Below are 20,042 nucleotides of genomic sequence, written 5' to 3' on the forward strand. Positions count from 1 at the left end.
GCCGCGGGCCTGGTGTTACGCGCAGGTGAACACGTGTGGCGAGAGTTTCAGCCGACGGCCCGGGCAGCGTCAAGAGGTTCCGAACAATGTCCGGCAGGTCGAACAGGTCTGTCGCAGGCACCCACCGCCCGCCGCGGTGTCCGGCGCGGCGTTGTCAGTGGCGGGTGGCAGCATCGGGCCCATGACGGAGACCACGGCGTTCGACTGGCGGTCCTTCCTGCTCCGGTGGAGTGGGGAGTGGGCGGATTCCCTGACGGAGGACACGACCCGGGGAGCGGAGGACGAGGCGGCGCGGCAGACCCGGTGGCTGGGGTTCCCACCCGCGTCCGAGGAGCGGATCGCGGCCTTGGAGGGGCGCCTGGGCAGGCGAATGCCCCCGTCGTACCGGGAGTTCCTCGCGGTCACCGACGGGTGGCGGCACGCGGGCGGGTTCGTGTGGCTGCTGGCGGGGACCGAGTCCGCGCACTGGCACGCCGACGCGTCCGGGCTCGCAGGCATGTTCGAGGAGTATCTGGGCGAGGACGCAGGGCCCGAGGAGCGGCGGGAGGCGGACATCTGGCGGCGGGGGCTGCAGCTCGACGTCGAGTCCGACGCCACCTATGTCCTCATGGACCCCGAGGACGTGGACGAGGACGGCGAGTGGGCCGTGTACACGTGGGCGAGCTGGCGTGCCGAGTCGCCCGGGCGGCACGCGAGTTTCGCCGCCTTCATGCGGGACGCGTACCGGGAGTTCCACAGCCTGCGCTCGCACGGGGGCGCGGAGCAGCCGGTGTTCGCGAACGACACGACGCGCACGCTGGACGCGCGGCTGGAGGAGTCCCGCATCGAGGCTCTGCGCGGCGGCTGGGAGCGGGCGCTGGAGATGCTGGACGAGGCCAAGGGGTACGGCAGACCGCGGGCCGCCGGGCTGGGTGACCAGATCCGCCGCCTGCTCGGGCAGACCTACCTGGTCGGCTTCGACGGCCTGGCGACGGATGCGCGGTACGCGTCCGAGCTGCTGCCGCCGTTGATCGCCGAGCACGCGGCGCACTCCTACCGGGATGATGCCGACCTGAGGTTCGCCCTGCGGGGCGGCGACGAGGACGTGGTGGCGTCGGCTCACGCGATGGTGGACCGGATACGCAGCGGCACCTACCGGTACGCGCCGACGGGACCGTTCGGGGAGGCGGTCGAGCGGGCCCGGCAGTCGGCGCGGTGGGGAGACACCGACGGGGCGTGGCGGACTCTGATCGACGCGCTGCCCCTGTGGGAGCCGCTGGGGCAGGATCACCTGGCACCGCTGGGCTGGGTGGCGGACCCCGTGCTCGGGCCGCTGCTGACCCCGGAGCGGGGCCGGGAGCTGCTGTCCACGCCGAGGGGCGGGCAGTCGGGCGATACGCCGGGTCCGTCGGCCGGGCTCGACCCGGGCGGCCTGGCGTGGCTCGCGGAGCCCCACTTCGGCAACAACCGCACGTCCTACCGGTTCGTCCTGGTGGAGGGGGTGGAGCCCGAGGAAATGCCCGGACGCCTCGCAGTCAGGGACGAGGGCGGAGACGGGGACGGGGACGGGGACGGCAGCGTGCTGAGCGCACCCATGACCTGGTGGGAGGCACGCCGGGCATGGCTGGGCGGCCGCAGGGAGTTCTCCTCCTACGACGACAAAGCTCTCATGGCGGTCGGCCGGGCCGGTGCGGGGTGGAGCTTCGCCTTCGACAGGGATCCGGCCCCGTTCGATGCTCGGCGGTTCGTCTCCCCGGCCGTGTCAGCCGCCGCCGGAGCCCGCGCCGTGGTGGTGTGGAGCGGTCTGAGGGCGACGCGCGGGGGGCAGTTCTTCCACCTTTCGGTGGCGCGGGACGGCGCCGAGCAGTACTCCTTCACCTACGCGGACGGAGAGGTCCGGTCGAGCGGGGCGATACCGGCGGCGCTGGACCCGAACCGCTTCTTCGGTGACCCGGGGGGCGGTGCCGGAGTGGAGCGGTCGCTGCTGGAGACGGTGGCCGAGGAGTTCGGCGCCGGTCTGCCGCGCCATGCCCTCGTGAACGGACGGCTGCACACGTTCGTCACCCGTTCATGGACGCGGCCGCCCGGGGACGGAGAGAGCTACATGGCGATCCGGGTGGGCTGAGGAGAGGCTTCGACGCGGTCGGCGGGCGGGCCGGGGCACCGGTGCCGGTAGCGATCCGGAGTACGCCCTTGCCGGGGCAGGCGATGCCGTTCTGCTCCCCCTCGGCCTGCCGCCGCCCGCGTTCGCTCCCTGACCTGCCCGGAGCGGGCTGTGGGCCCGGCGCGGGCGGGCGAAAGGGCCAACGCGGTGTCCCCCCGGCTGTGTCGAGCGGCCGGGTCGCAGCGGTTCGGCCATGCTGGGCAGGTCGCGCCCCCTCTCCACGACAAGGAGCCCGGTATGCCCACGGACCCGCTCGGACGATTCCTGGCAGCTCTGGACCCCGAGCACCGCGAAGCGGTCGGTGCCAGGCCCCGCCAGGAGCAGGAACGTCTCGCGGCGGCCTGGGAAAGGGAACTGGAAGCGGACGACGAGCTCGACACCCTCGACGAACTGTCACCGGCGGCGGCCGAGGCCGAGGCAGCCCGCCGCGTCCTGGAACGCGGGAGCGACTAGGAGGGCCCGGCAGCGGTTCGCGGCCGGGGCCGGTGCCGCGTGGCGGACCTTCACCGGTTACACGCACGGCATTCTGCTGGTGGCGGCGGCCAACGCGGTCCTCGTCGGCATCACGCTGTTCGCCCTCGGGGTGCCGCTCGCCGTGCCGTTGGCCCTGCTGGAGTTACTGGCGGCGTTCATCCCGCTGATCGGTTCGCCCATCGCCCTGGCGATCGCGGCCGTCGTAGCGCCGGCGTCGAAGGGGCCGCTCGTCGCCCTGGTGGTCGTGGCACTGATCGTGGTGATCGGCCAGATCGAGGGCTACCAGGCCCTGCGGGACCCCACGGGCGAGGCTGCCTGAGTGTCTCTCGGGGTGCCCCCGTTCGTCCCACCGCGTTCTCCCACGAGACTCGAGGTGGGCTGCCAGGGGTCAGACAGGGGCCGAGAGCCGCCGCATCAGGCGGTGTTCCTCCTCCGCGAGTTCATGCACCAGCTTCGACGCGCTCTCGACGGGCTCCCGCTCCCCCGTGGTTCCCGCCTCCCGGAGGAGTTCCGCCACACGGGTCCATTTCCTCGACACCACGCGGTACGCGTCCGAAAGGCCGTGGTACTCCCCCGCACCCGTCAGTTCGGCGGTCTCGGCCAGGAAGTCGGCCCACATGGTGCGGAAGAAACCGCCGCCGGTTCCGCCCTCCTCCATGATCGTGGAGATTTCGACGAGCGCCTCCTCCGGGGATTCGAGGTCGTCGATCCAGCCGGGCATGAGGTCGGCCGCTTTGTGCATTCCCTTGGACCCCAGATTGGATATCGGTGGGTTCAGAAAGCTCTCCGCTGTGGCCCTGACGGACCGGCGGGCGGCCTCGCCGAGGTCGGGCAGCGGGCCCTTCGGAGGGGCGATGGTGAACGAGAGGTTGCGTGAACTCATCGGGCCCCGGGCGCTGCGCGCACGCGCCAGGGACGCGCCGGAGGCCCACTTCAGCCCGAGCGGCCTGGTCTCGACGAGGGCGAACCGGTCGTCCTCGTAGCCGACGCAGGCGACGTAGTGGGCCGCGAACCGGTAGTCGTCCGTGGAGTAGTCGAGGTGGTAGCGGTCGAGCTTGAGCCCGACCACCGTCCCCGAGTCGAGCTCCTGGAGCAGTTGTTCGCGGGCCCGCCTTTCCGAGGAGGTCTCCCTGACGGTCAGTCGGAGACCGAGCGCTTCGGTGAGGTGGGCGGTCAGTCGATCCGGCTTGATCCGGCCGCCGAGGAACGGCGTGGGCATCTGCCTGGTACGCCAGTAGGTGAAGGACAGACCTCTGCCGAGGCCGAAGACGAGCGGCTCCGACAGGTCGATCCCGTGTTGCCGAAGAAGGTTGACCAGGGATGTGGATTCGCAATGACGGCCGATGTACGGCTGCTCGTCGAGGAGTGGCACGACTCATTTCTCCCTCTGTGGACGGTTGCTGTCACATACCGGGCCGCCGGCTTCACCCGTGGGCCTTCTTGCCGAGCGCCATCAGGGAAGCCCGCGATTGCGGGTCCATCTTCTCGATCGCGTACCGGAAGGTGTCGCGGGGCATTTCGGTGTGCCAGGTGCGCAGGAATGCGGCCACCTCCTCCTGATGGACCTCGGCGGTGACCTTGAGCAGCCAGCCGCAGCCCTTCCGCACGTACACGTCGTCGTCGTGCATGAGCCGGATGCAGTTGTCGAAGACGTGCGGCAGGGGCAGTTCGAACACCGTCCGTCCCACCGTGCGCCGGACGAACTTCACGACGGCCACATTGGCGGCGCGTCTCGCCCAGGGCGACGGGGAGGCGACCCAGCGCCGCGTCTGCGGGATCCGGTCGAGGTGGCCGCGGAAGAACGGGTACAGCAGCTTCAGGCACAGGTCGTCGCACTGCGCCCAGTTGGAGACATACGTTTCGAGCCAGTACTCACAGCGGTCGAGGATTTCGTCGCCCAGCCCGGCCCTTGCGACCTTGTGCAGCAGCGCGAAGCCCAGCAGGACCTCCTCGTGGTACGAGGCACGTGACAGCACCTCTTCCGTCAGGGCCAGGCGCGTCGCCGGGGGGATGTCCGGCCGCGCACGGAAGCAGCCGGCCGCGACCTCGACGACGGCTGCGTTGCTCACCCCCAGGGCACGGATCTCCTGCGGGAAGTACCGCTGCGTTCCGGCCGCGAAGTGCGCGTCGCCCCGCACGGCCAGGGACGCCAGGAGTTCCCCGGCGGCGGCTGCCACGTCCATGATCCGGATCCCTCCGTCGGTTCGCCCCGTCCGTCCCCTGCATCGCTCCATCACCTCGCCCGTCCATCATCACGCCCGGGCCGGTCCCACGATCCGAAGTGGGACAGACACGAGTCCCGGGCGAGGGCGGGCGTCCCTTCGCCGCGTGAGCGCCGGGCGTCCCCGTATCATCGCGCGGTGGGCACTGGGGTGGGGATCACGGCGCCGTTCGGCCGGCTGCTGCGCGCACTACGGCAGAGCCGCCGGCTGACGATCGAGGAGCTGGCCGAGGCGTCGGGCGTCTCGGGGCGGGCCATCGGCGACATGGAGCGAGGCCGGAGCAGGCGTCCGCACCGGGGCACCATCACCGCGCTCGCCCAGGGCCTGGACCTGGACGAGGCGGCGCACGCCGACCTCCTCGCCGCCGCCCGTGCGGCCCGGCCCGGGGCACGGCCCGCCGAGCCGGTCAGGGCCTCGCACCACACGCTGCCGAGGGGCGTGCGGGACTTCGTCGGCCGGCAGGCGGAACTCACCGAGCTGCGCGCTCTCGCGCGGGAGGCAGCCGAGGGCGCCGCGGTCGCGCCGCCGGTGGCCGTGGTGTCCGGGCCGCCCGGAAGTGCTGGCGCTGGCCCCGGCGGTGAGATCCGGCAGTGGGCCCGCCGGGGCGAAGGAGGCCTGAGCCGGGGGGCGGGGCCGCCGGTAGGGCCTTCGGCGAAAGACCGTCTGCCTCACGCCCCTGACGAGGTTGCGGAACCCCATGCACCCCACGCGTTTCAAGCCTCCGCGATTCGGCCATTCCCGGGGCTGCCGGGAGCGGCCCCAGCAACGAGGCGCCCCTGTCGATCCCTTGCGCGGCAAGGGACCCGGCGCGTCCGGAATCGAGCGCGTTCGAATCAGAGGCCGTGTCGTTAGGCCGTGCACCGCCGTGCCGTCCGGGCGCGGCACGGACCCCAGGAGGGCTTCAGGTGACGGTGCCCCATGCCTCGACCGCTGACGAGAACACTCCGCCTCCTCCCCCGCCGGCGACCATCACGTTCGAGGGGAAGTACGGCAAGAACCCGCTGGCAGACGCCGGTTTCGGAGCGATGTGCCGCCGCCTGCCGTCCGTCCTCGGACACACCGCGCGGATGGCGTGGGCCGTCGACCGGACCGGCGTCGTGCTGCTCCTCGTGTGCCAGCTCCTCACCGGCATCGCGGCGGCGGTCGTGCTCGCGTTCACCGCGCAGGCCATGACGCACATCCTCGGCAGTGGCAGTGTTCCCGAACGCCTGCACGGCGCGCTGCCGGCCCTGATCGTGGTGACGACGGCCGCGGCCGTCGGCCGGGTCAGCGCCGCCCTGTCCTCCTACGCCGACGGCCGCATCACTCCGCTGCTGACGACCGAGGCCGACATCGCCCTGGTCGCCTCGGTGTGCCGGGTGGAGACCGCCGCCTACGGCGAGGACGGCTTCGCGGACCGGCAGGAAGCGGCCGAAGTCGGGGTCACCCGTACTCGGATGATGGTCCAGGACGCCCAGCGGTTCGTGTCGGCACTGATCCGCATGATCGCCGCGAGCGGAGTCATCACGGCACTGCACCCGCTGATGCTGCCACTGCTGCTCCTGGCCGTCCTCCCGGCCGGCGCGGGGGCCGTCCTCGCCGCCCGCGTCGACTACGAGACCCACTACCTCAACGTCGGCGACCGCAACGTGCGCTCCATGATGCGCTGGTGGGCCACGTACTCCCGATTCGGCGACGAGGTCCGCGCCAACGGCATGACCGGCTATCTCATCTACTGGTACCGGGCCCTGTCCGACCGCATCGACCAGCGCACCCTCACCGCCGCCCCGCGCCTGCTGCGCATCGTGCTGACCACCAGCGCACTGGGCGGAGTGTTCCTGCTGTGCACCTGGGCCACGCTCGCCTGGCTGGCCGCCGGCGGCCGGGTCGCTCTGCCCGTCGCCGCCACGGCCGTCGTCGCCGTGCAGACCACCCTTGCCGCGCTCGGCCAGTTCGTCGTCCACGGCGCCGCGATGTTCCACACCTCGCTCTACCTGGCCGACATGCGGTCCTTCCTCGACATGGCCGCCGAACGCGCCCCGCGGCGCGGTGAGCTGACCATCCCGGAACGCGTCGAAGAGATCCGTCTCGACGAGGTCGTGTACCGCTACCCGGACAAGGAGGAACCGGCCGTGGCGGGGGTGTCGCTCACCCTGCGCCGGGGCGAGATCCTGGCGGTCGTCGGCGAGAACGGCTCGGGCAAGTCCACCCTCGCCAAGCTCATCACCGGCATCCTCCTCGCCGACAAGGGACGCGTGCTCTGGGACGGCGTCGACCTGGCGCACGCCGATCCCGACGCCGTGTGGAAACGGACCGCGCTCGTACCGCAGAACTTCGCCTGCTGGCCGCTGCGCACCCGCGAGAACATCACCCTCGGGCAGCCGAAGAGCTTCGACGACGGTCCCGTGTGGGATGTCGTCGACGCCGTCGGCATGCGCGAAGCCGTCGAGAAGCTGCCCCGGCAGCTCGACACGCTGCTCGCCAAGGAGCTGTGGGGCGGCGCCGAGATCTCCGGCGGGCAGTGGCAGCGGCTGGTGTGCGGCCGGGCCCTGTACCGCCGGACTCCGCTGCTGATCCTGGACGAGCCGACGTCCCAGATGGACGCGCGCGGCGAACACGCCATCTTTCTGGAGATCAAGAGAATCGCCGCCGAACGCATGACGATCGTCGTCACTCACCAACTGGCGAACACCCGCCTCGCCGACCGTGTCCTCGTCATGGATCAGGGCCGGGTCGTCGAGCAGGGCACGTACGACGAGCTCGTCCACGCCGGCGGCCTGTTCGCCGAACTCGTCGCGCTGGCCGACGACCGCTGACCCCGGCCGGGGCGGGCCGGTGGCGTCGCGCCGCGGGCCCGTCCCCGCCGTGCCGGATGGAACAATCAGCCGTACGAGTCCGAACCGAGGAAGTCGGTCATCTCACCGTGGATCCTCCAGCCGTCCCCTTTCCTCCTGCGCCGTGGCACCTCACCGGTGACATGATCGTCTCGCTGTGGCGCGTCCCCGTGGGCGAGCTGCCGCCCTGTTCCCTGCCGTCCGGGGTCCGCCCGTGGATCATGCGGCGCCGCGCGACCCTGGTCACCTTCTGGGTGGACTACCGGCCCGGGGGCGTGCTCACCTACCGCGAGTTCCTCATCGCGCTGGTCGTGCACCACGGACGCCGCCTCGTCGCCACCAGCGTGGCCGCCTGGGTCGACGACGAACGGTCCCTCGCCGGAGGGCGCGCCCTGTGGGGCATCCCGAAAGAACTGGGCGCGATCACACTCCGCACGCAGGGCCGGGGCACCCGGGGCGAGCTGACCGCTCCGGGGGCTCCGGCCGTCCGCCTGACGTACCGCGACGTCCTGCGGCTGCCCTGCCGGCTGCCGGCCCGTGGCCACCTGGTCCAGCAGTCGTCCGACGGTACGCGGTGCCGCGTCCCCATGCGGATCAGCGGACGACCTGCCCTCGGCCGCGGCCGTGTCACCACCGGGCTCGAAGACCCCCTGTCCGTCCTCGGCCGGCACCGGCCGCTCTTCTCGTTCGCACTCCGCGACTTCCGCGGTGTCGTGGGCAGCTGAGCCGCGCGGGCTCCTGCCCGCGCGGCCCGGTGTGGTCCGGTGTGGCCCGATGTGGTCCGGATACGGTCTCCGAGCCCGACGGCACCCCCTCGCGGGCCGCCTCCGGAGCGTGCGGCGCCGAGTGCACGCCGCCCGTGACCTGAGCCGTTCAGCAGCAGCGGCTGTGACTGCGGGTCTCCTTCTGCCGCAGACGCAGCACCTGGTACTCGCGACGGGTCGGGACCGGCGCGAGAGGGTCGTGGCGCCGGTGCCGCTCGCAGTGGCGGTCGTACTCGGTCTCGCCGGTCAGCTCGCGCAGGTACCACCGCACGGCCCGCGCCCAGCGCCGGATCCTCACGAGCGGGCTCCGGCCGCGGATTCAGCTCCGGCTCCGGCCAGGGGCTCGACCGGACTGCCCGACGCGTCGATGCGGGACTCGACGTACGGCGCCTCGGTGGTCGGCAGCGGCGTCGCGGACCGCATCGCGCGTACGCAGACCACCGCCGCGTTGCCGATCACCACGGCGACCAGGAGCAGGAAGAGGGCGATGAGGACGCCGTCGACGGTGGAGTTGGTGATCACGGTGTGCATGTCGGCCGTCGACTTGGCGGGGGCGAGGACCTGCCCGGCGTCCAGTGCGTCGGCATAGTGGGCCCGTTGGGCGAAGAAGCCGATCTTCGGGTCCGCGGAGAAGATCTTCTGCCAGCCGGCGGTGAAGGTGATCGCGGTGACCCAGGCCAGGGGGACACCGGTGACCCAGGCCCAGCGCAGGCGGCCGGACTTGATCAGGATCGTGGTGCAGACGGCGAGCGCGATGGCGGCGAGCAACTGGTTGGCTATGCCGAAGAGCGGGAAGAGCTGGTTGATTCCGCCGAGCGGGTCGGTGGCGCCGGTGTGCAGGAAGTAGCCCCAGGCCGCGACGACCAGGCCGCTGCACAGCCAGATGCCGGGCTTCCAGTTGACCCGGCCGAGCGGCTTGAAGACGTTGCCCAGCATGTCCTGGAGCATGAAGCGGCCGACCCGGGTGCCGGCGTCCACGGTGGTCAGGATGAACAGCGCCTCGAACATGATCGCGAAGTGGTACCAGAAGGCCTTCATGGCGGATCCGCCGAAGACTCCGGAGAAGATCTCCGACATGCCGACCGCGAGGGTCGGGGCCCCGCCTGAGCGGGCGATCAGGGTGTGCTCCTCGACGGCCCTGGCGGCCTGGCCGAGCTGGTCGGGGGTGATGGTGAAGCCGAGGCCCGCCACCGCGTGGGAGGCGGACTCGGCCGTCGCGCCGAGCAGGCCCGCCGGTGCGTTCATGGCGTAGTACAGCCCCGGCTCCAGCGTCGCCGCGGCGATCAGCGCCATGATCGCGACGAACGACTCCATCAGCATGGCGCCGTAGCCGATCAGCCGGACCTGCGACTCCTTCTGGATCAGCTTCGGTGTCGTTCCGGAGGAGACCAGGGCGTGGAAGCCGGACAGGGCTCCGCAGGCGATCGTGATGAAGAGGAAGGGAAAGAGTGAGCCCGCGAAGACCGGCCCGGTGCCCGAGGTCGCGAAGTCGCTCACCGCGTCCGCCCTGAGCACGGGCGCGGCCACGACCACACCGACCGCGAGCAGCGCGATCGTGCCGATCTTCATGAAGGTGGAGAGGTAGTCGCGCGGCGCCAGCAGCATCCACACCGGCAGCACGGAGGCGATGAAGCCGTAGCCGGTCAGGCAGAAGACGAGGGTGGTGGGGCTGAGGGTGAACGTGCCGGCCAGGGAGGAGTTCTGCACCCAGCCGCCGCCGACGATGGCGAGGAGGAGCAAAGCGACCCCGATGAGGCTGGTCTCGACGACCCTGCCGGGGCGGACGCGGTGCATCCAGAGGCCCATGAAGAGGGCGATGGGGATCGTCATCGCGACCGAGAACGTGCCCCACGGGGAGTGGGCCAGCGCGTTCACGACCACCAGGGCGAGCACGCCCAGCAGGATGATCATGATGGCGAACACGGCGACCAGGGCGGCGACACCGCCCGCCCGGCCGATCTCGTCGCGGGCCATCTGCCCCAGCGACTTTCCGTCCCGGCGCATCGACAGGAACAGCACCACCATGTCCTGGACCGCCCCGGCGAAGATCACCCCGGCGACGATCCACAGTGTGCCCGGCAGATAGCCCATCTGCGCCGCGAGGACCGGCCCCACCAGCGGCCCGGCGCCGGCGATCGCGGCGAAGTGGTGGCCGAGCAGCACCCTGCGGTCGGTCGGCTGGAAGTCGACCCCGTCCTCCAGGCGTTCGGCGGGCGTGGCCCGGCGGTCGTCCGGCCGGAGCACCCGGCGGGCGATGAAGCGCGCATAGAAGCGGTAGGCGATGGCGTACGAGCCGAGCGCGGCGACCACCAGCCAGACCGCGGAGATCTCCTCGCCCCGGGCCAGCGCGAGGACACCCCAGGCGACGGCCCCGAGCAGGGCGACAACCGTCCACAGTAGGACGGATCGAGGTGATATACGCGACTTTTCGGGCACTGGGCGGCCGGTTTCGGGCAGGGTGGACGTAGGCATGGCGGCTCCTCACCAGGGGGTGCGAGGCACCTCGTGACACGAGATGCCCGGTGATCGGCGAGACGGCGGCTCTCCCGCTCGCTGTCGGTCTGTGCAAGAGTTGCCCACCTCCCGGACCCGGTTGACAGCGAATTTCCAGAGGATTTCCCGCCGGTTCCGTGTCCTCCGATCGGGGCCGCCGCGCAACTCCCCCGTGAGGATCAGGCACACCAAGGACGGTGACCCATGGCCGACGGCACCATGACCGCGACGTTCCTCGCCGTGATCGGCGGAGCGTCGCTGCTCGCCGTCACCGCGCGGCGCCTGCACCCCAGCGACCGGCTGCCGTCCCTGGAGGGCTGGGCGCTGGCCGACCGGAGCCTGGGACCGGTGTGGACCTGGTTCCTGCTGGGCGGCACGATCTTCACCGCGTACACCTTCACCGCCGTACCGGGGCTGGCCTACGGCAACGGCGCCGCGGCCTTCTTCGCCGTGCCGTACACGGTGATCGTCTGGCCTCTCGCCTTCGTGCTGCTCAGCCGGCTGGGGTCGGTGGCCCGTGCCCATGGCTACGTCACCGTCGCCGACTTCGTGCGCGGGCGCTACGGATCACCGCCGCTCGCGCTGGTCGTGGCGCTGACCGGGATCCTCGCGACCATGCCGTACCTGGCGCTCCAACTGCTCGGCATACGGGCTGTGCTGACGGCCGGCGGGGTGTATCCGCGCGGTGCGGCCGGGGACCTGGTGATGGTGGCGCTGTTCGCGGGACTCGCCGTGGCCACCTACCGGCACGGGCTGCGCGCGCCCACGGTCATCTCGGCGCTCAAGGGCGTCGCCGTGTTCGTGTCGCTCACGGCGGTGACCTGGCTGGTCCTGGAGCGGCTCGGCGGGCCGGGCGCCGTCTTCGACGGAGCGGCCCGGCGGCTCGGCGGCCAGGCGCTGGTCCTCACCCCGGCCCAGCAGCCCGCCTACGCCACTCTCGCGCTCGGCTCCGCGCTCGCCCTGCTGATGTACCCGCACGTGCTGACGGCGGGCTTCGCCGCCGACGGGCCGCGCACCCTGCGCAAGGTCTCCGTCGCGCTGCCCGCCTGGACGGGACTGCTCGCGCTCTTCGGGGTCCTCGGTTTCGCGGCCCTCGCGGCCGGGGTGCGGGCGCCGGAGGGCGGCGCCGAGGCGGCGGTGCCGATGCTGGTCGACCGGCTGATGCCGGGGCCGCTGGCCGGGCTGGTGTTCGGCGCGATCACCGTCGGGGCGCTGGTCCCGGCGGCGGTGATGTCGATCGCGGCGGCCACCAGCTTCGTACGCAACGTGTACGTCGAGTACGTGCACCCCACGGCCACGCCCAAACGGCAGGTGCGCATCGCCAAGGCCGTGTCACTCATCGCGAAGGCCGGGGCGGTCGCGTTCGTCTTCGGGCTGCGCGACCAGGACGCGATCAACCTCCAGTTGCTCGGCGGGGTCTGGATCCTGCAGACCGTCCCCGCCGTCGCCGTCGGCCTGTACACCGCGCGACTGCATCCGCGGGCCCTGCTCGCCGGGTGGGGCGTGGGCATGGTGTCCGGGACCTTCCTGGTCGTGCACGAGGGGTTCTCCTCCGTGGTGAGCCTCGGATCCGGGCCGCTGGAGATCTACGCCGGCCTCGCCGCGCTCGCGCTCAACCTGATCGTCGCGGTGGCCGGCACCGCCGTACTCGAACGTCTCGGCGTCCCGCGCGCCGCCGATCTGACCGACCTGCCGTCCCGCCTGACCGTCGGGCGGCGTCCGGAGACGGGAGCGAACCAGCAGTGAGACACAGACACCCGATACCCGTGCCGGAGCCCGACGTCGAGAGGCTGACGCCCGCGCCGGCCGACCCGGCGGAACTGGAGCGCGAGGCCGGACTCGCCGGGCTCTTCGAGCTGCACTACGCCTCGATGCTGCGCCTGGCCGTGCTGCTGGGCGCGGACGACCCGGAGAACGTGGTGGCCGAGGCGTACTACCAGATCTACCGCAAGTGGCGGCGCCTGAGGGACGTCGAGGCGGCGGAGGCCTATCTGCGCTCCACGGTGTGCAATCTGACCCGGATGCGCATCCGGCACCTCCAGGTCGCCCGCAAGCACGTGGAGAGCCCGCCCGAGGAGACCGTAGTCTCCGCCGAGAGCGCGGCGCTGCTCCGCGACGACCAGCGCGTGCTGATCGAGGCGCTGCAGCACCTGCCGTCCCGGCAGCGCGAGGCGCTCGTGCTGCGGCACTGGCTCGGACTGAAGGAGAGCGAGATCGCCGCCGCGATGGGCATCTCCTCCGGCTCGGTCAAGACGCACACCGCACGCGGCCTCGCCGCACTGACCCAGGCGATGGAGGCCCGGCGATGAACCACACCGAACCGGACCGCACCGAACCGGACCGCACGGAGCAGGAGCTCGCCGAGGCCCTGGCCGCCCTCGCCGGCGGCGTGCGTGCCGCGCCGGACGCCTACCGCACGGCACGTGGCGAGTGGCTGCGCCGCGAGCGCCGCCGCCGGCTGGTCCTCGCCGTGCTCATCACGGTCGTGTTCGCACTGGCCACGGTGATCGGACTGTGGGTGCTGAACGAGGCGCCGTCCCACCCGGGGGTGATCTTCTCGGGGCTGGGACACGGCCCGGGTACGTCGCTTCCCTGAGGGCGTCTGCCCGCGCGGGCCTGCCGTCGAGGGCGTTGTGCACCCCGGGGGGGTGCCTCGCGACTCCCCAGGACTCGATGCGTACGCGGCGTCTGCCGCGCGGCTCCACGGCAGCACGCACGGCGCCGGCTTTCGGGAACCACGCACGGGCTCCCCCCCCTTGCGCTCCGCAGGGAGCCGTCGGCCAGGTCAGCGGCACCTGGGAGATGCCGGAGGCGCCCGCGCCGCGGGCGTTCGCCGTCCTGTACGGCGCCGGCCGGGCCTGGCTCCCCCGGAGTGCCGGCCGGGCGCAGCTCCCCCGGAGTCAGCGAGTCCGTGAGCGGAACGTCCTGCGGTAGGCGTCCGGGGGGACCCCGACCGTGCGGTTGAAGTGGCGGCGCAGCGTCGTGGCGGTCCCCATGCCGGTGGCCGCCGCGATGGTCTCGACGCCGTCGTCGGTCTTCTCCAGCAGTTCCTGTGCGTGCCGGATCCGCTGGGTCAGGAGCCATTGCAGGGGGGTCGTGCCGGTCACCGCCCTGAAGTGGCGACCCAGGTGACGGGAGCTCATCCCCGCCTGGCGGGCGAGGTCCTCCACGGTCAGCGGCCGGCCGAGCCGTTCGATGATCCAGGGAAACAGGGCGGCGAGCGGGTGGTCGTCCTGCTCGGGCACCGGGGCGGTGACGAACTGGGCCTGGCCGCCCGCCCGGTGCGGGGGCACGACCAGGCGGCGGGCGACGGCGTTGGCGACCGACGAGCCGAGGTCGAGACGGACGAGGTGCAGGCACAGGTCCAGGGCGGCGGCCTTGCCGGCGGAGGTGAGCACGCTGCCGTTGTCCACGTAGAGCACGTCCGGGTCGACCGCCACCCGTGGGTGGCGGGCGGCCAGGACCTCGGTGTGCGCCCAGTGCGTGGTGGCGCGCAGCCCGTCGAGAAGCCCTGCCGCGGCGAGTACGAACGCACCCGTGCACAGGGAGGCCACACGTGCGCCCGCCTCATGGGCTTCGCGTACCGCGTCGACCAGTTGCGCGGGCGGTTCCTCGTCGAGGTCCGCCCAGCCGGGGACGATCACGGTGTCGGCCTGCCGTAGGCCGTCCAGCCCGGCGTCGGGCTCCAGCCGGAACGGGCCGACCTGTACGGCGGCCGATCCGCAGACGGTGAGGTCGTACCAGGGGGCCGTCACTCCGGCCGGGGCGGCGGCGAACACCTCGTGTGCCAGGGACAGTTCGAAGTGCAGCATCCCGTCGGTGGCGGCGAGCGCGACAGTGGTCATGTCCGTAATTGTATGGGGCGTGTCGTTCCAGACACTCACGTTCGGGTGCTCAGCGCCGTCAGGATGGGCGCAGTTGATCGTTCGAGCACAGGGGAGAGCTCATGGGAGCGGGTCGTGCAGTGACGGTGTTCGGTGCGTACGGGCACACCGGGCGGTTCGTGGTGGCGGAGCTGCTGAGGCGAGGGTTCGTCCCGGTTCTCTCCGGCCGCGACGAGGTCAAGCTGAAGGCGCTGGCGGCGTCGCACCCGGGCCTCGAGGTGCGGCCCGCGTCGGTCGACGATCCGGAGTCGCTCGACCGTGCGCTGGCCGGGGCGCAGGCGGTGGTCAACTCCGCCGGGCCGTTCGCCACGACCGCGGCCCCCGTGATCGAGGCGGCCCTGCGCGCCGGCATCCCGTACGTCGACGTGGCGGCCGAGATCGAGGCGAACGTGGACACGTTCGCGCGCTTCGCGGACCGCGCCCGCGCCGCGGGAGCGGTGGTCGTCCCGGCGATGGCCTTCTTCGGCGGCCTCGGCGACCTGCTGGCCACCGCGGCGATGGGCGACTGGACGGCGGCCGACGAGGCGCACGTCGCCTACGCGCTGAGCGACTGGCAGCCCACGAACGGGACGCGGGCCGCGGGCACGGTCTCCCGGCAGCGCCGGGGCGGCGCGCGGGTGGTGTACCGCAACGGGCGGCTGGACTACCGCCACGACGAGACGACGGTCCTCCAGTGGCCCTTCCCCGAACCGCTGGGGTCCCGGGAGGTCATCGGGGAGTTCACGATGGCCGACGTCGTCACCATCCCCAGCCATCTGCCCATCCCCGACGTGCGCACCCACATGACGGCCGAGGCCGCCCGGGGTGTGACGGCCCCGGACACGCCGACACCGGCCGCGGTCGACGAGCACGGCCGGTCCGCCCAGACCTTCCTCGTCGACGTCGTCGTGCGCTCCGGCGGCTCGGAGCGGCGCGCCGTCGCGAAGGGGCAGGACATCTACGCCGTCACGGCGCCGCTGGCCGTGGAGGCGGTCCACCGCATCCTCGCCGGGCGGACCAGGTCGGTCGGCGTCGTCTCGGCCGGCGAGATCTTCGACGCGGCCGACTTCCTCCGCGCGCTGTCCCCGCACGTCTCCGTGGAAATGTTCCGGTAAGGGGCGGGAGCGCCGACAGCTCGGCGCTGCCGGACCGAGGTCATCCGTGAATCAGCATTTAAGCTGAAACAGGCAGCCGTCTTCCGTTGCGGATCATCCGGAAGAAACTCTGGAGGCAGTCCGTGAGAGACGTCGGGATGGACCGCCGAGCCTTCCTGAGCGGCGTCGGCGCGATCGGGGTCGGCGCAGCCGCCGCCTCGCTCACCGCGTGCGAGAACCGCGACGACCGAAGGGCCGCCAGGAGCAGCAAGACGCTCGTCGTCCGCAACTTCGGCGGCGCCTACAGCGAGGCGAACCGCGAAGCCGTCTACGACCCTTTCAGCAAGGAAACAGGCATCCGGATCAAGGTCGTGAACTTCGCGAACGAGCAGATGCTGGCCCAGATCAAGGACGACCGTCCGCAGTTCGACGTAATGGACATCGACATGTCCAACCTGGTGCGTTTCGAGCACGAGGACGCTTCCGAGCCCCTGGACTACGGCCGGCTGAAGAACGTGCGGAACGCGGGCATCGCCCAGTCCCTGCTCACCCCCAACGGCGTGGGCAAGAGCTACTGGGCCAGTGTGCTCGCCTACCGCACCGACGCCTTCGACGGAAGGAGGCCCGAGTCCTGGGCGGACTTCTGGAACCTCGGGGCCTTCCCGGGCAAGCGGGCGCTGCAGGGTGAGGTGGACTGGCCCGAGCTGGAGTTCGCCCTGCTGGCCGACGGTGTGCCGCTCGACCGGCTCTACCCCCTCGACGTGAACCGCGCCTTCAAGGTCCTCGACGAGATCAAGGGCTCCGTGCGGACGTTCTGGGAGTACGGCGCCGAACCGGGTGAGCTGCTGTCGCGCGGCAGCGTCGTGGCCTGCAGCACCTGGGACGGCAGACTCCAGCAGCCGATCAAGCGCGGCGCACCCCTCGCGTACGAATGGAACGGTGCCCGCAGGCAGAGCAACGGCTACGGGATCCCCAAGGGCTCGGCGAACCCGGACGCCGCCTACCGGCTCATCGACTTCGCGCTGCGGCCCGAGGTGCAGGCCCACATGGCCCGGATCTACCCCGACGGCCCCGTGGTGCCCGCCGCCTACGGGTATCTCACCGAGGCCACCGCCAAGAATCTGGCGAGCACTCCGGGGAATCTGCTGTCGGGCTTCGACATGGACATCGAGTGGTGGCTCGAGAACCAGGACGCCGTGACCAGGCGCTGGCGGGAGTGGGCTCGCACCTGATCTGCCGAATGCGGCCATATGGCTGAATATGGAGGTGCATGGTAAAGAGTCCGTATGGCCCGGCACCTCGGTCGATTCCCGGTCTTCCGCTTCCCCGCGCACCGTGGCGGGCGCAGTCGGTCGGCCGCGCGACGGGGCGGGGAGCGCGAGGCGCGTCAGGATCCCGGCGGTCCGGCGCCGGGATCGCGGCTCGGAGGTCTGCCGAGGGTACGCAGTGTCGCCGGCCAGGTGTTCCTGCTGCAGTTGGCGATCATGGTGCTGTTCGCCGCCGCCGCGGGAGCCGCCCTCGTGGTGCAGGCCCGGGACTCCAGCACGCAGGAGGCCCGGCAGCTGTCCAGGGGCGTCGCCCAGGCCTTCGCACGGGCCCCGGGGACGCTGACCGCCATGAAGTCCGGCCGGCCCACGGCACTGCTGCAACCGCGCGCGGAGGACACCCGGAAGCACACCGGGGTCGACTACGTGGTGGCGTTCGATCCCCAGGGGTTTCGCTGGACCCACCCCGACCCGAAGCTGATCGGCAAGCACATCTACGCGGTGCGCGAGGGCGGTGCCGCCGACCGGCCGTTCACCAAGACGTTCGAGGGCAGTCTGGGCCTTGCCGTGGACACGACGGTTCCGGTCTACGACACCAACGGGATCACCATCGTCGGCTTCGTGTCGGTCGGAGTCACCGTGGCCAGCGTGGACGCCGTGGTGATGGACCAGCTGCCGCAGTTGCTCGGCTTCGCCGGCGGCGCCCTCGCCGTGGCGGCGGGCGGGACGGCGCTGGTCTCCTGGCGGCTGCGGCGCCAGACCCGCGGCCTGGATCCGTCCGAGATGACCCGGATGTACGAGCATCACGACGCGGTGCTGCACGCGGTGCGGGAGGGCGTACTGATCACCGGGAGCGACGGGCGGCTGCTGCTCGCGAACGACGAGGCGCGACGGCTGCTGGACCTGCCCGCGGACGCCGAGGCGCGCCGGGTCGGCGACCTCGGCCTGGAGAAGGGCACCGCCGAGCTGCTGTCCTCGGGCCGGCCGGTCACGGACGTGGTGCACCTGGCGGGCGACCGGCTGCTGGCGGTCAACGTACGGCCGGTCGATCCCGACGACCGGCCCGCGGGCAGTGTGGCCACGTTGCGGGACACGACGGAGCTGCGTGCGCTGGCGGGCCGGGCGGAGGTGGCCCGGGAGCGACTGGGGCTGCTGTACGAGGCGGGGGTGCGGATCGGGACCACGCTGGACGTGGTGCGTACCGCGGAGGAACTGGCCGAGGTGGCGGTCCCCCGGTTCGCCGACACCGCGACGGTCGATCTGCTGGATCCCATCCTGCGCGGTGCGGTGTCGGCGGGGCCCGGTCCGGAGATGCGCCGGGTGGCGGTGCACGGCGTCGACGGCGCCCGGTCCCTCTATCCGGTGGGCGAGCTGATCCGCTTCGTTCCCACGTCACCGGTGGCCCTGGGCGCCGAGCGCGGGCGTGCGGTCCTGGACGTCGATCTGACGGCCTCCGACGGCTGGATGAGCGCGCAGGATCCCGAGCGGGCCCGGCGTGTGCTGGACCTCGGTTTCCACTCGCTGATCACGGTGCCGCTCCAGGCCCGCGGTGTGGTGCTGGGCATGGCGAGCTTCTGGCGTTCGGACGGCGTTCCCTTCGGCGGGGAGGATCTGGCGTTCGCCGAGGAGCTGGCCGCCCGGGCCGCGGTCGCCGTCGACAACGCCCGCCGCTACACCCGTGAGCACGGCCTGGCCGAGACACTGCAGCGCAGCCTGCTGCCGAGCTCCCTGCCCGACCATTCGGCCGTGGAGGTCGCCCACCGCTACCTGCCGGCCCTGGAGGGCGTCAGCGGCGACTGGTTCGACGTGATCCCCCTGCCCGGGGCGCGCGTGGCCCTGGTGGTCGGCGACGTGGTGGGACACGGCCTGCACGCGGCGGCCACGATGGGCCGGCTGCGCACCGCGGTGCACAACTTCTCCGCCCTGGACCTGCCCCCGGACGAGCTCCTCGGGCATCTGGACGAGCTGGTCGCGCGGATCGACAGCGAGGAGGAGGGCGAGCGGGACGACGAGGGCGTCTCGGGCGCCACCTGCCTCTACGCCATCTACGACCCGGCCTCCGGTTTGTGCTCCCTGTCCCGGTCGGGGCATCCGGAGCCGGCCCTGGTGCGTCCCGACGGGACCGTGGAGTTCCTGCGGGTGCCGGGTTCACCCCCGCTCGGCCTGGGCGGCGGTGAACCCTTCGAGACCGCCGAGGTCACCCTTCCCGAGGGCTCCCGGCTGGTCCTCTTCACGGACGGCCTGGTCGACGACCGGGAGCGGGGCTTCGACGCCGGTCTCCAGGCGCTCGGGCACGCTCTGGCCCACCCCGGCCGTACCCCCGAGGAGACCTGCCGCGACGTCCTCGACGCACTGCTTCCCGCCCGGGCGAGCGACGACATCGCCCTGCTCGTCGCCCGCACCGGGCTGCTGGACCGCTCCCAGGTCGCCGAGTGGGACGTGCCCGGCGATCCGTCGGTCGTCGCGGGCCTGCGGTCGGAGGTCACCGGGCGGCTGCGGACCTGGGGACTGGAGGAGATGGCCTTCACGACCGAACTGATCGTCAGCGAGCTGGTCACCAACGCCATCCGCTACGGCATCGCACCGATCAGGCTGCGGGTGCTGCACGACCGGGGCAGCCTGATCTGCGAGGTCGCCGACGGCAGCAGCACCTCGCCCCACCTGCGCCGGGCCGCGACCACCGACGAGGGCGGGCGTGGGCTGTTCCTGGTCGCCCGGTTCGCGCAACGGTGGGGTACGCGCTACATGGCCCGCGGCAAGGTGATCTGGACCGAGCAGTCCACCCGTGTCCCGGCCGGCGAACCCGAGGAGGTGCCGGCCGAGACCCTGCTGGACCAGTGGGAGGACGCGCCCTGGTGAGTCCGGTCGTCAGTCGGTCACTTCAGGAGCAGAGGGTGCGTACGGACGTTCG

Annotated in this window: 16 protein-coding genes and 1 pseudogene; 12 read left to right on the top strand and 5 right to left on the bottom strand. The window is 72.1% G+C overall.

Going from position 1 to position 20,042, the window contains the following annotated elements; translation table 11 throughout:
- Positions 1 to 181: 181 nt before the first annotated feature.
- The 3 genes and pseudogenes from ACFCXS_RS29795 to ACFCXS_RS29805 all read left to right on the top strand — a co-directional run.
- Positions 182 to 2,104, top strand: a complete 1,923-nt coding sequence (locus tag ACFCXS_RS29795; RefSeq protein WP_376646440.1) for an SMI1/KNR4 family protein — start codon at positions 182 to 184, stop codon at positions 2,102 to 2,104.
- A 276-nt stretch (positions 2,105 to 2,380) separates the two neighbouring features.
- Positions 2,381 to 2,596 carry a hypothetical protein gene (locus tag ACFCXS_RS29800; RefSeq protein WP_376646441.1) on the top strand — a complete coding sequence of 72 codons (216 nt, stop codon included), beginning with the start codon at positions 2,381 to 2,383 and terminating at the stop codon, positions 2,594 to 2,596.
- Between the two features lie 7 nt (positions 2,597 to 2,603).
- Positions 2,604 to 2,900 (top strand): annotated as a pseudogene (locus ACFCXS_RS29805) (AI-2E family transporter); the annotation flags it as partial.
- A gap of 105 nt (positions 2,901 to 3,005) precedes the next feature.
- On the opposite strand, the gene ACFCXS_RS29810 reads toward ACFCXS_RS29805, so the two are convergent.
- The gene (locus tag ACFCXS_RS29810) at positions 3,006 to 3,989 is read right to left on the bottom strand and encodes a BtrH N-terminal domain-containing protein (RefSeq protein ID WP_376646442.1); all 984 of its coding nucleotides are present in this window, start codon (positions 3,987 to 3,989) and stop codon (positions 3,006 to 3,008) included.
- A 52-nt stretch (positions 3,990 to 4,041) separates the two neighbouring features.
- Positions 4,042 to 4,800, bottom strand: a complete 759-nt coding sequence (locus ACFCXS_RS29815) for a DNA alkylation repair protein (protein WP_376646443.1) — start codon at positions 4,798 to 4,800, stop codon at positions 4,042 to 4,044.
- Positions 4,801 to 4,989: 189 nt separating this feature from the next.
- Between ACFCXS_RS29815 and ACFCXS_RS29820 the strand changes: the two genes are divergently transcribed.
- From ACFCXS_RS29820 to ACFCXS_RS29830, 3 genes are all read left to right on the top strand, one after another.
- Positions 4,990 to 5,691 carry a helix-turn-helix domain-containing protein gene (locus ACFCXS_RS29820; RefSeq protein WP_376646493.1) on the top strand — a complete coding sequence of 234 codons (702 nt, stop codon included), beginning with the start codon at positions 4,990 to 4,992 and terminating at the stop codon, positions 5,689 to 5,691.
- A gap of 59 nt (positions 5,692 to 5,750) precedes the next feature.
- Positions 5,751 to 7,634: an ATP-binding cassette domain-containing protein gene (locus ACFCXS_RS29825; protein WP_376646494.1), complete on the top strand. Its 1,884-nt coding sequence runs from the start codon at positions 5,751 to 5,753 to the stop codon at positions 7,632 to 7,634.
- Positions 7,635 to 7,795: 161 nt separating this feature from the next.
- A complete protein-coding gene (locus tag ACFCXS_RS29830) occupies positions 7,796 to 8,377 on the top strand; it encodes an acetoacetate decarboxylase family protein (protein WP_376646444.1) in 582 nt (193 codons plus the stop codon).
- A 148-nt stretch (positions 8,378 to 8,525) separates the two neighbouring features.
- Here ACFCXS_RS29830 and ACFCXS_RS29835 read toward each other — a convergent pair whose 3' ends face one another.
- Complete coding sequence (locus tag ACFCXS_RS29835) at positions 8,526 to 8,714, bottom strand: YbdD/YjiX family protein (protein ID WP_376646445.1); 189 nt, start codon at positions 8,712 to 8,714, stop codon at positions 8,526 to 8,528.
- Positions 8,711 to 10,888, bottom strand: coding sequence for a carbon starvation CstA family protein (locus ACFCXS_RS29840; protein ID WP_376646446.1), 2,178 nt, complete (start codon positions 10,886 to 10,888; stop codon positions 8,711 to 8,713). Before ACFCXS_RS29840 ends, ACFCXS_RS29835 begins: the two co-directional genes overlap by 4 nt.
- A 225-nt stretch (positions 10,889 to 11,113) precedes the next feature.
- On the opposite strand from ACFCXS_RS29840, the gene ACFCXS_RS29845 reads away from it, so the two are divergent.
- Genes ACFCXS_RS29845 through ACFCXS_RS29855 form a run of 3 tightly spaced genes read left to right on the top strand, consistent with a single transcriptional unit; the run spans position 11,114 to position 13,505 of the window.
- Complete coding sequence (locus ACFCXS_RS29845) at positions 11,114 to 12,655, top strand: sodium:solute symporter (protein WP_376646447.1); 1,542 nt, start codon at positions 11,114 to 11,116, stop codon at positions 12,653 to 12,655.
- A 20-nt stretch (positions 12,656 to 12,675) separates the two neighbouring features.
- A complete protein-coding gene (locus ACFCXS_RS29850) occupies positions 12,676 to 13,218 on the top strand; it encodes a sigma-70 family RNA polymerase sigma factor (RefSeq protein ID WP_376646448.1) in 543 nt (180 codons plus the stop codon).
- The gene (locus ACFCXS_RS29855; RefSeq protein WP_376646449.1) at positions 13,215 to 13,505 is read left to right on the top strand and encodes a hypothetical protein; all 291 of its coding nucleotides are present in this window, start codon (positions 13,215 to 13,217) and stop codon (positions 13,503 to 13,505) included. Before ACFCXS_RS29850 ends, ACFCXS_RS29855 begins: the two co-directional genes overlap by 4 nt.
- Before the next feature lie 304 nt (positions 13,506 to 13,809).
- Here the strand turns inward: ACFCXS_RS29855 and ACFCXS_RS29860 are convergent, their stop codons facing one another.
- Entirely contained in the window at positions 13,810 to 14,754 is a 945-nt protein-coding gene (locus ACFCXS_RS29860) for a helix-turn-helix domain-containing protein (protein ID WP_376646450.1), read from the bottom strand.
- 101 nt (positions 14,755 to 14,855) lie between these two features.
- On the opposite strand from ACFCXS_RS29860, the gene ACFCXS_RS29865 reads away from it, so the two are divergent.
- From ACFCXS_RS29865 to ACFCXS_RS29875, 3 genes are all read left to right on the top strand, one after another.
- Complete coding sequence (locus tag ACFCXS_RS29865) at positions 14,856 to 15,887, top strand: saccharopine dehydrogenase NADP-binding domain-containing protein (protein ID WP_376646451.1); 1,032 nt, start codon at positions 14,856 to 14,858, stop codon at positions 15,885 to 15,887.
- A 122-nt stretch (positions 15,888 to 16,009) separates the two neighbouring features.
- The gene (locus tag ACFCXS_RS29870; protein WP_376646452.1) at positions 16,010 to 17,098 is read left to right on the top strand and encodes an ABC transporter substrate-binding protein; all 1,089 of its coding nucleotides are present in this window, start codon (positions 16,010 to 16,012) and stop codon (positions 17,096 to 17,098) included.
- 54 nt (positions 17,099 to 17,152) lie between these two features.
- The gene (locus ACFCXS_RS29875) at positions 17,153 to 19,990 is read left to right on the top strand and encodes a SpoIIE family protein phosphatase (protein ID WP_376646453.1); all 2,838 of its coding nucleotides are present in this window, start codon (positions 17,153 to 17,155) and stop codon (positions 19,988 to 19,990) included.
- Positions 19,991 to 20,042: the final 52 nt, after the last annotated feature.

It is taken from the genome of Streptomyces sp. NPDC056373 (genome assembly GCF_042262425.1).
GTDB lineage: Bacteria > Actinomycetota > Actinomycetes > Streptomycetales > Streptomycetaceae > Streptomyces.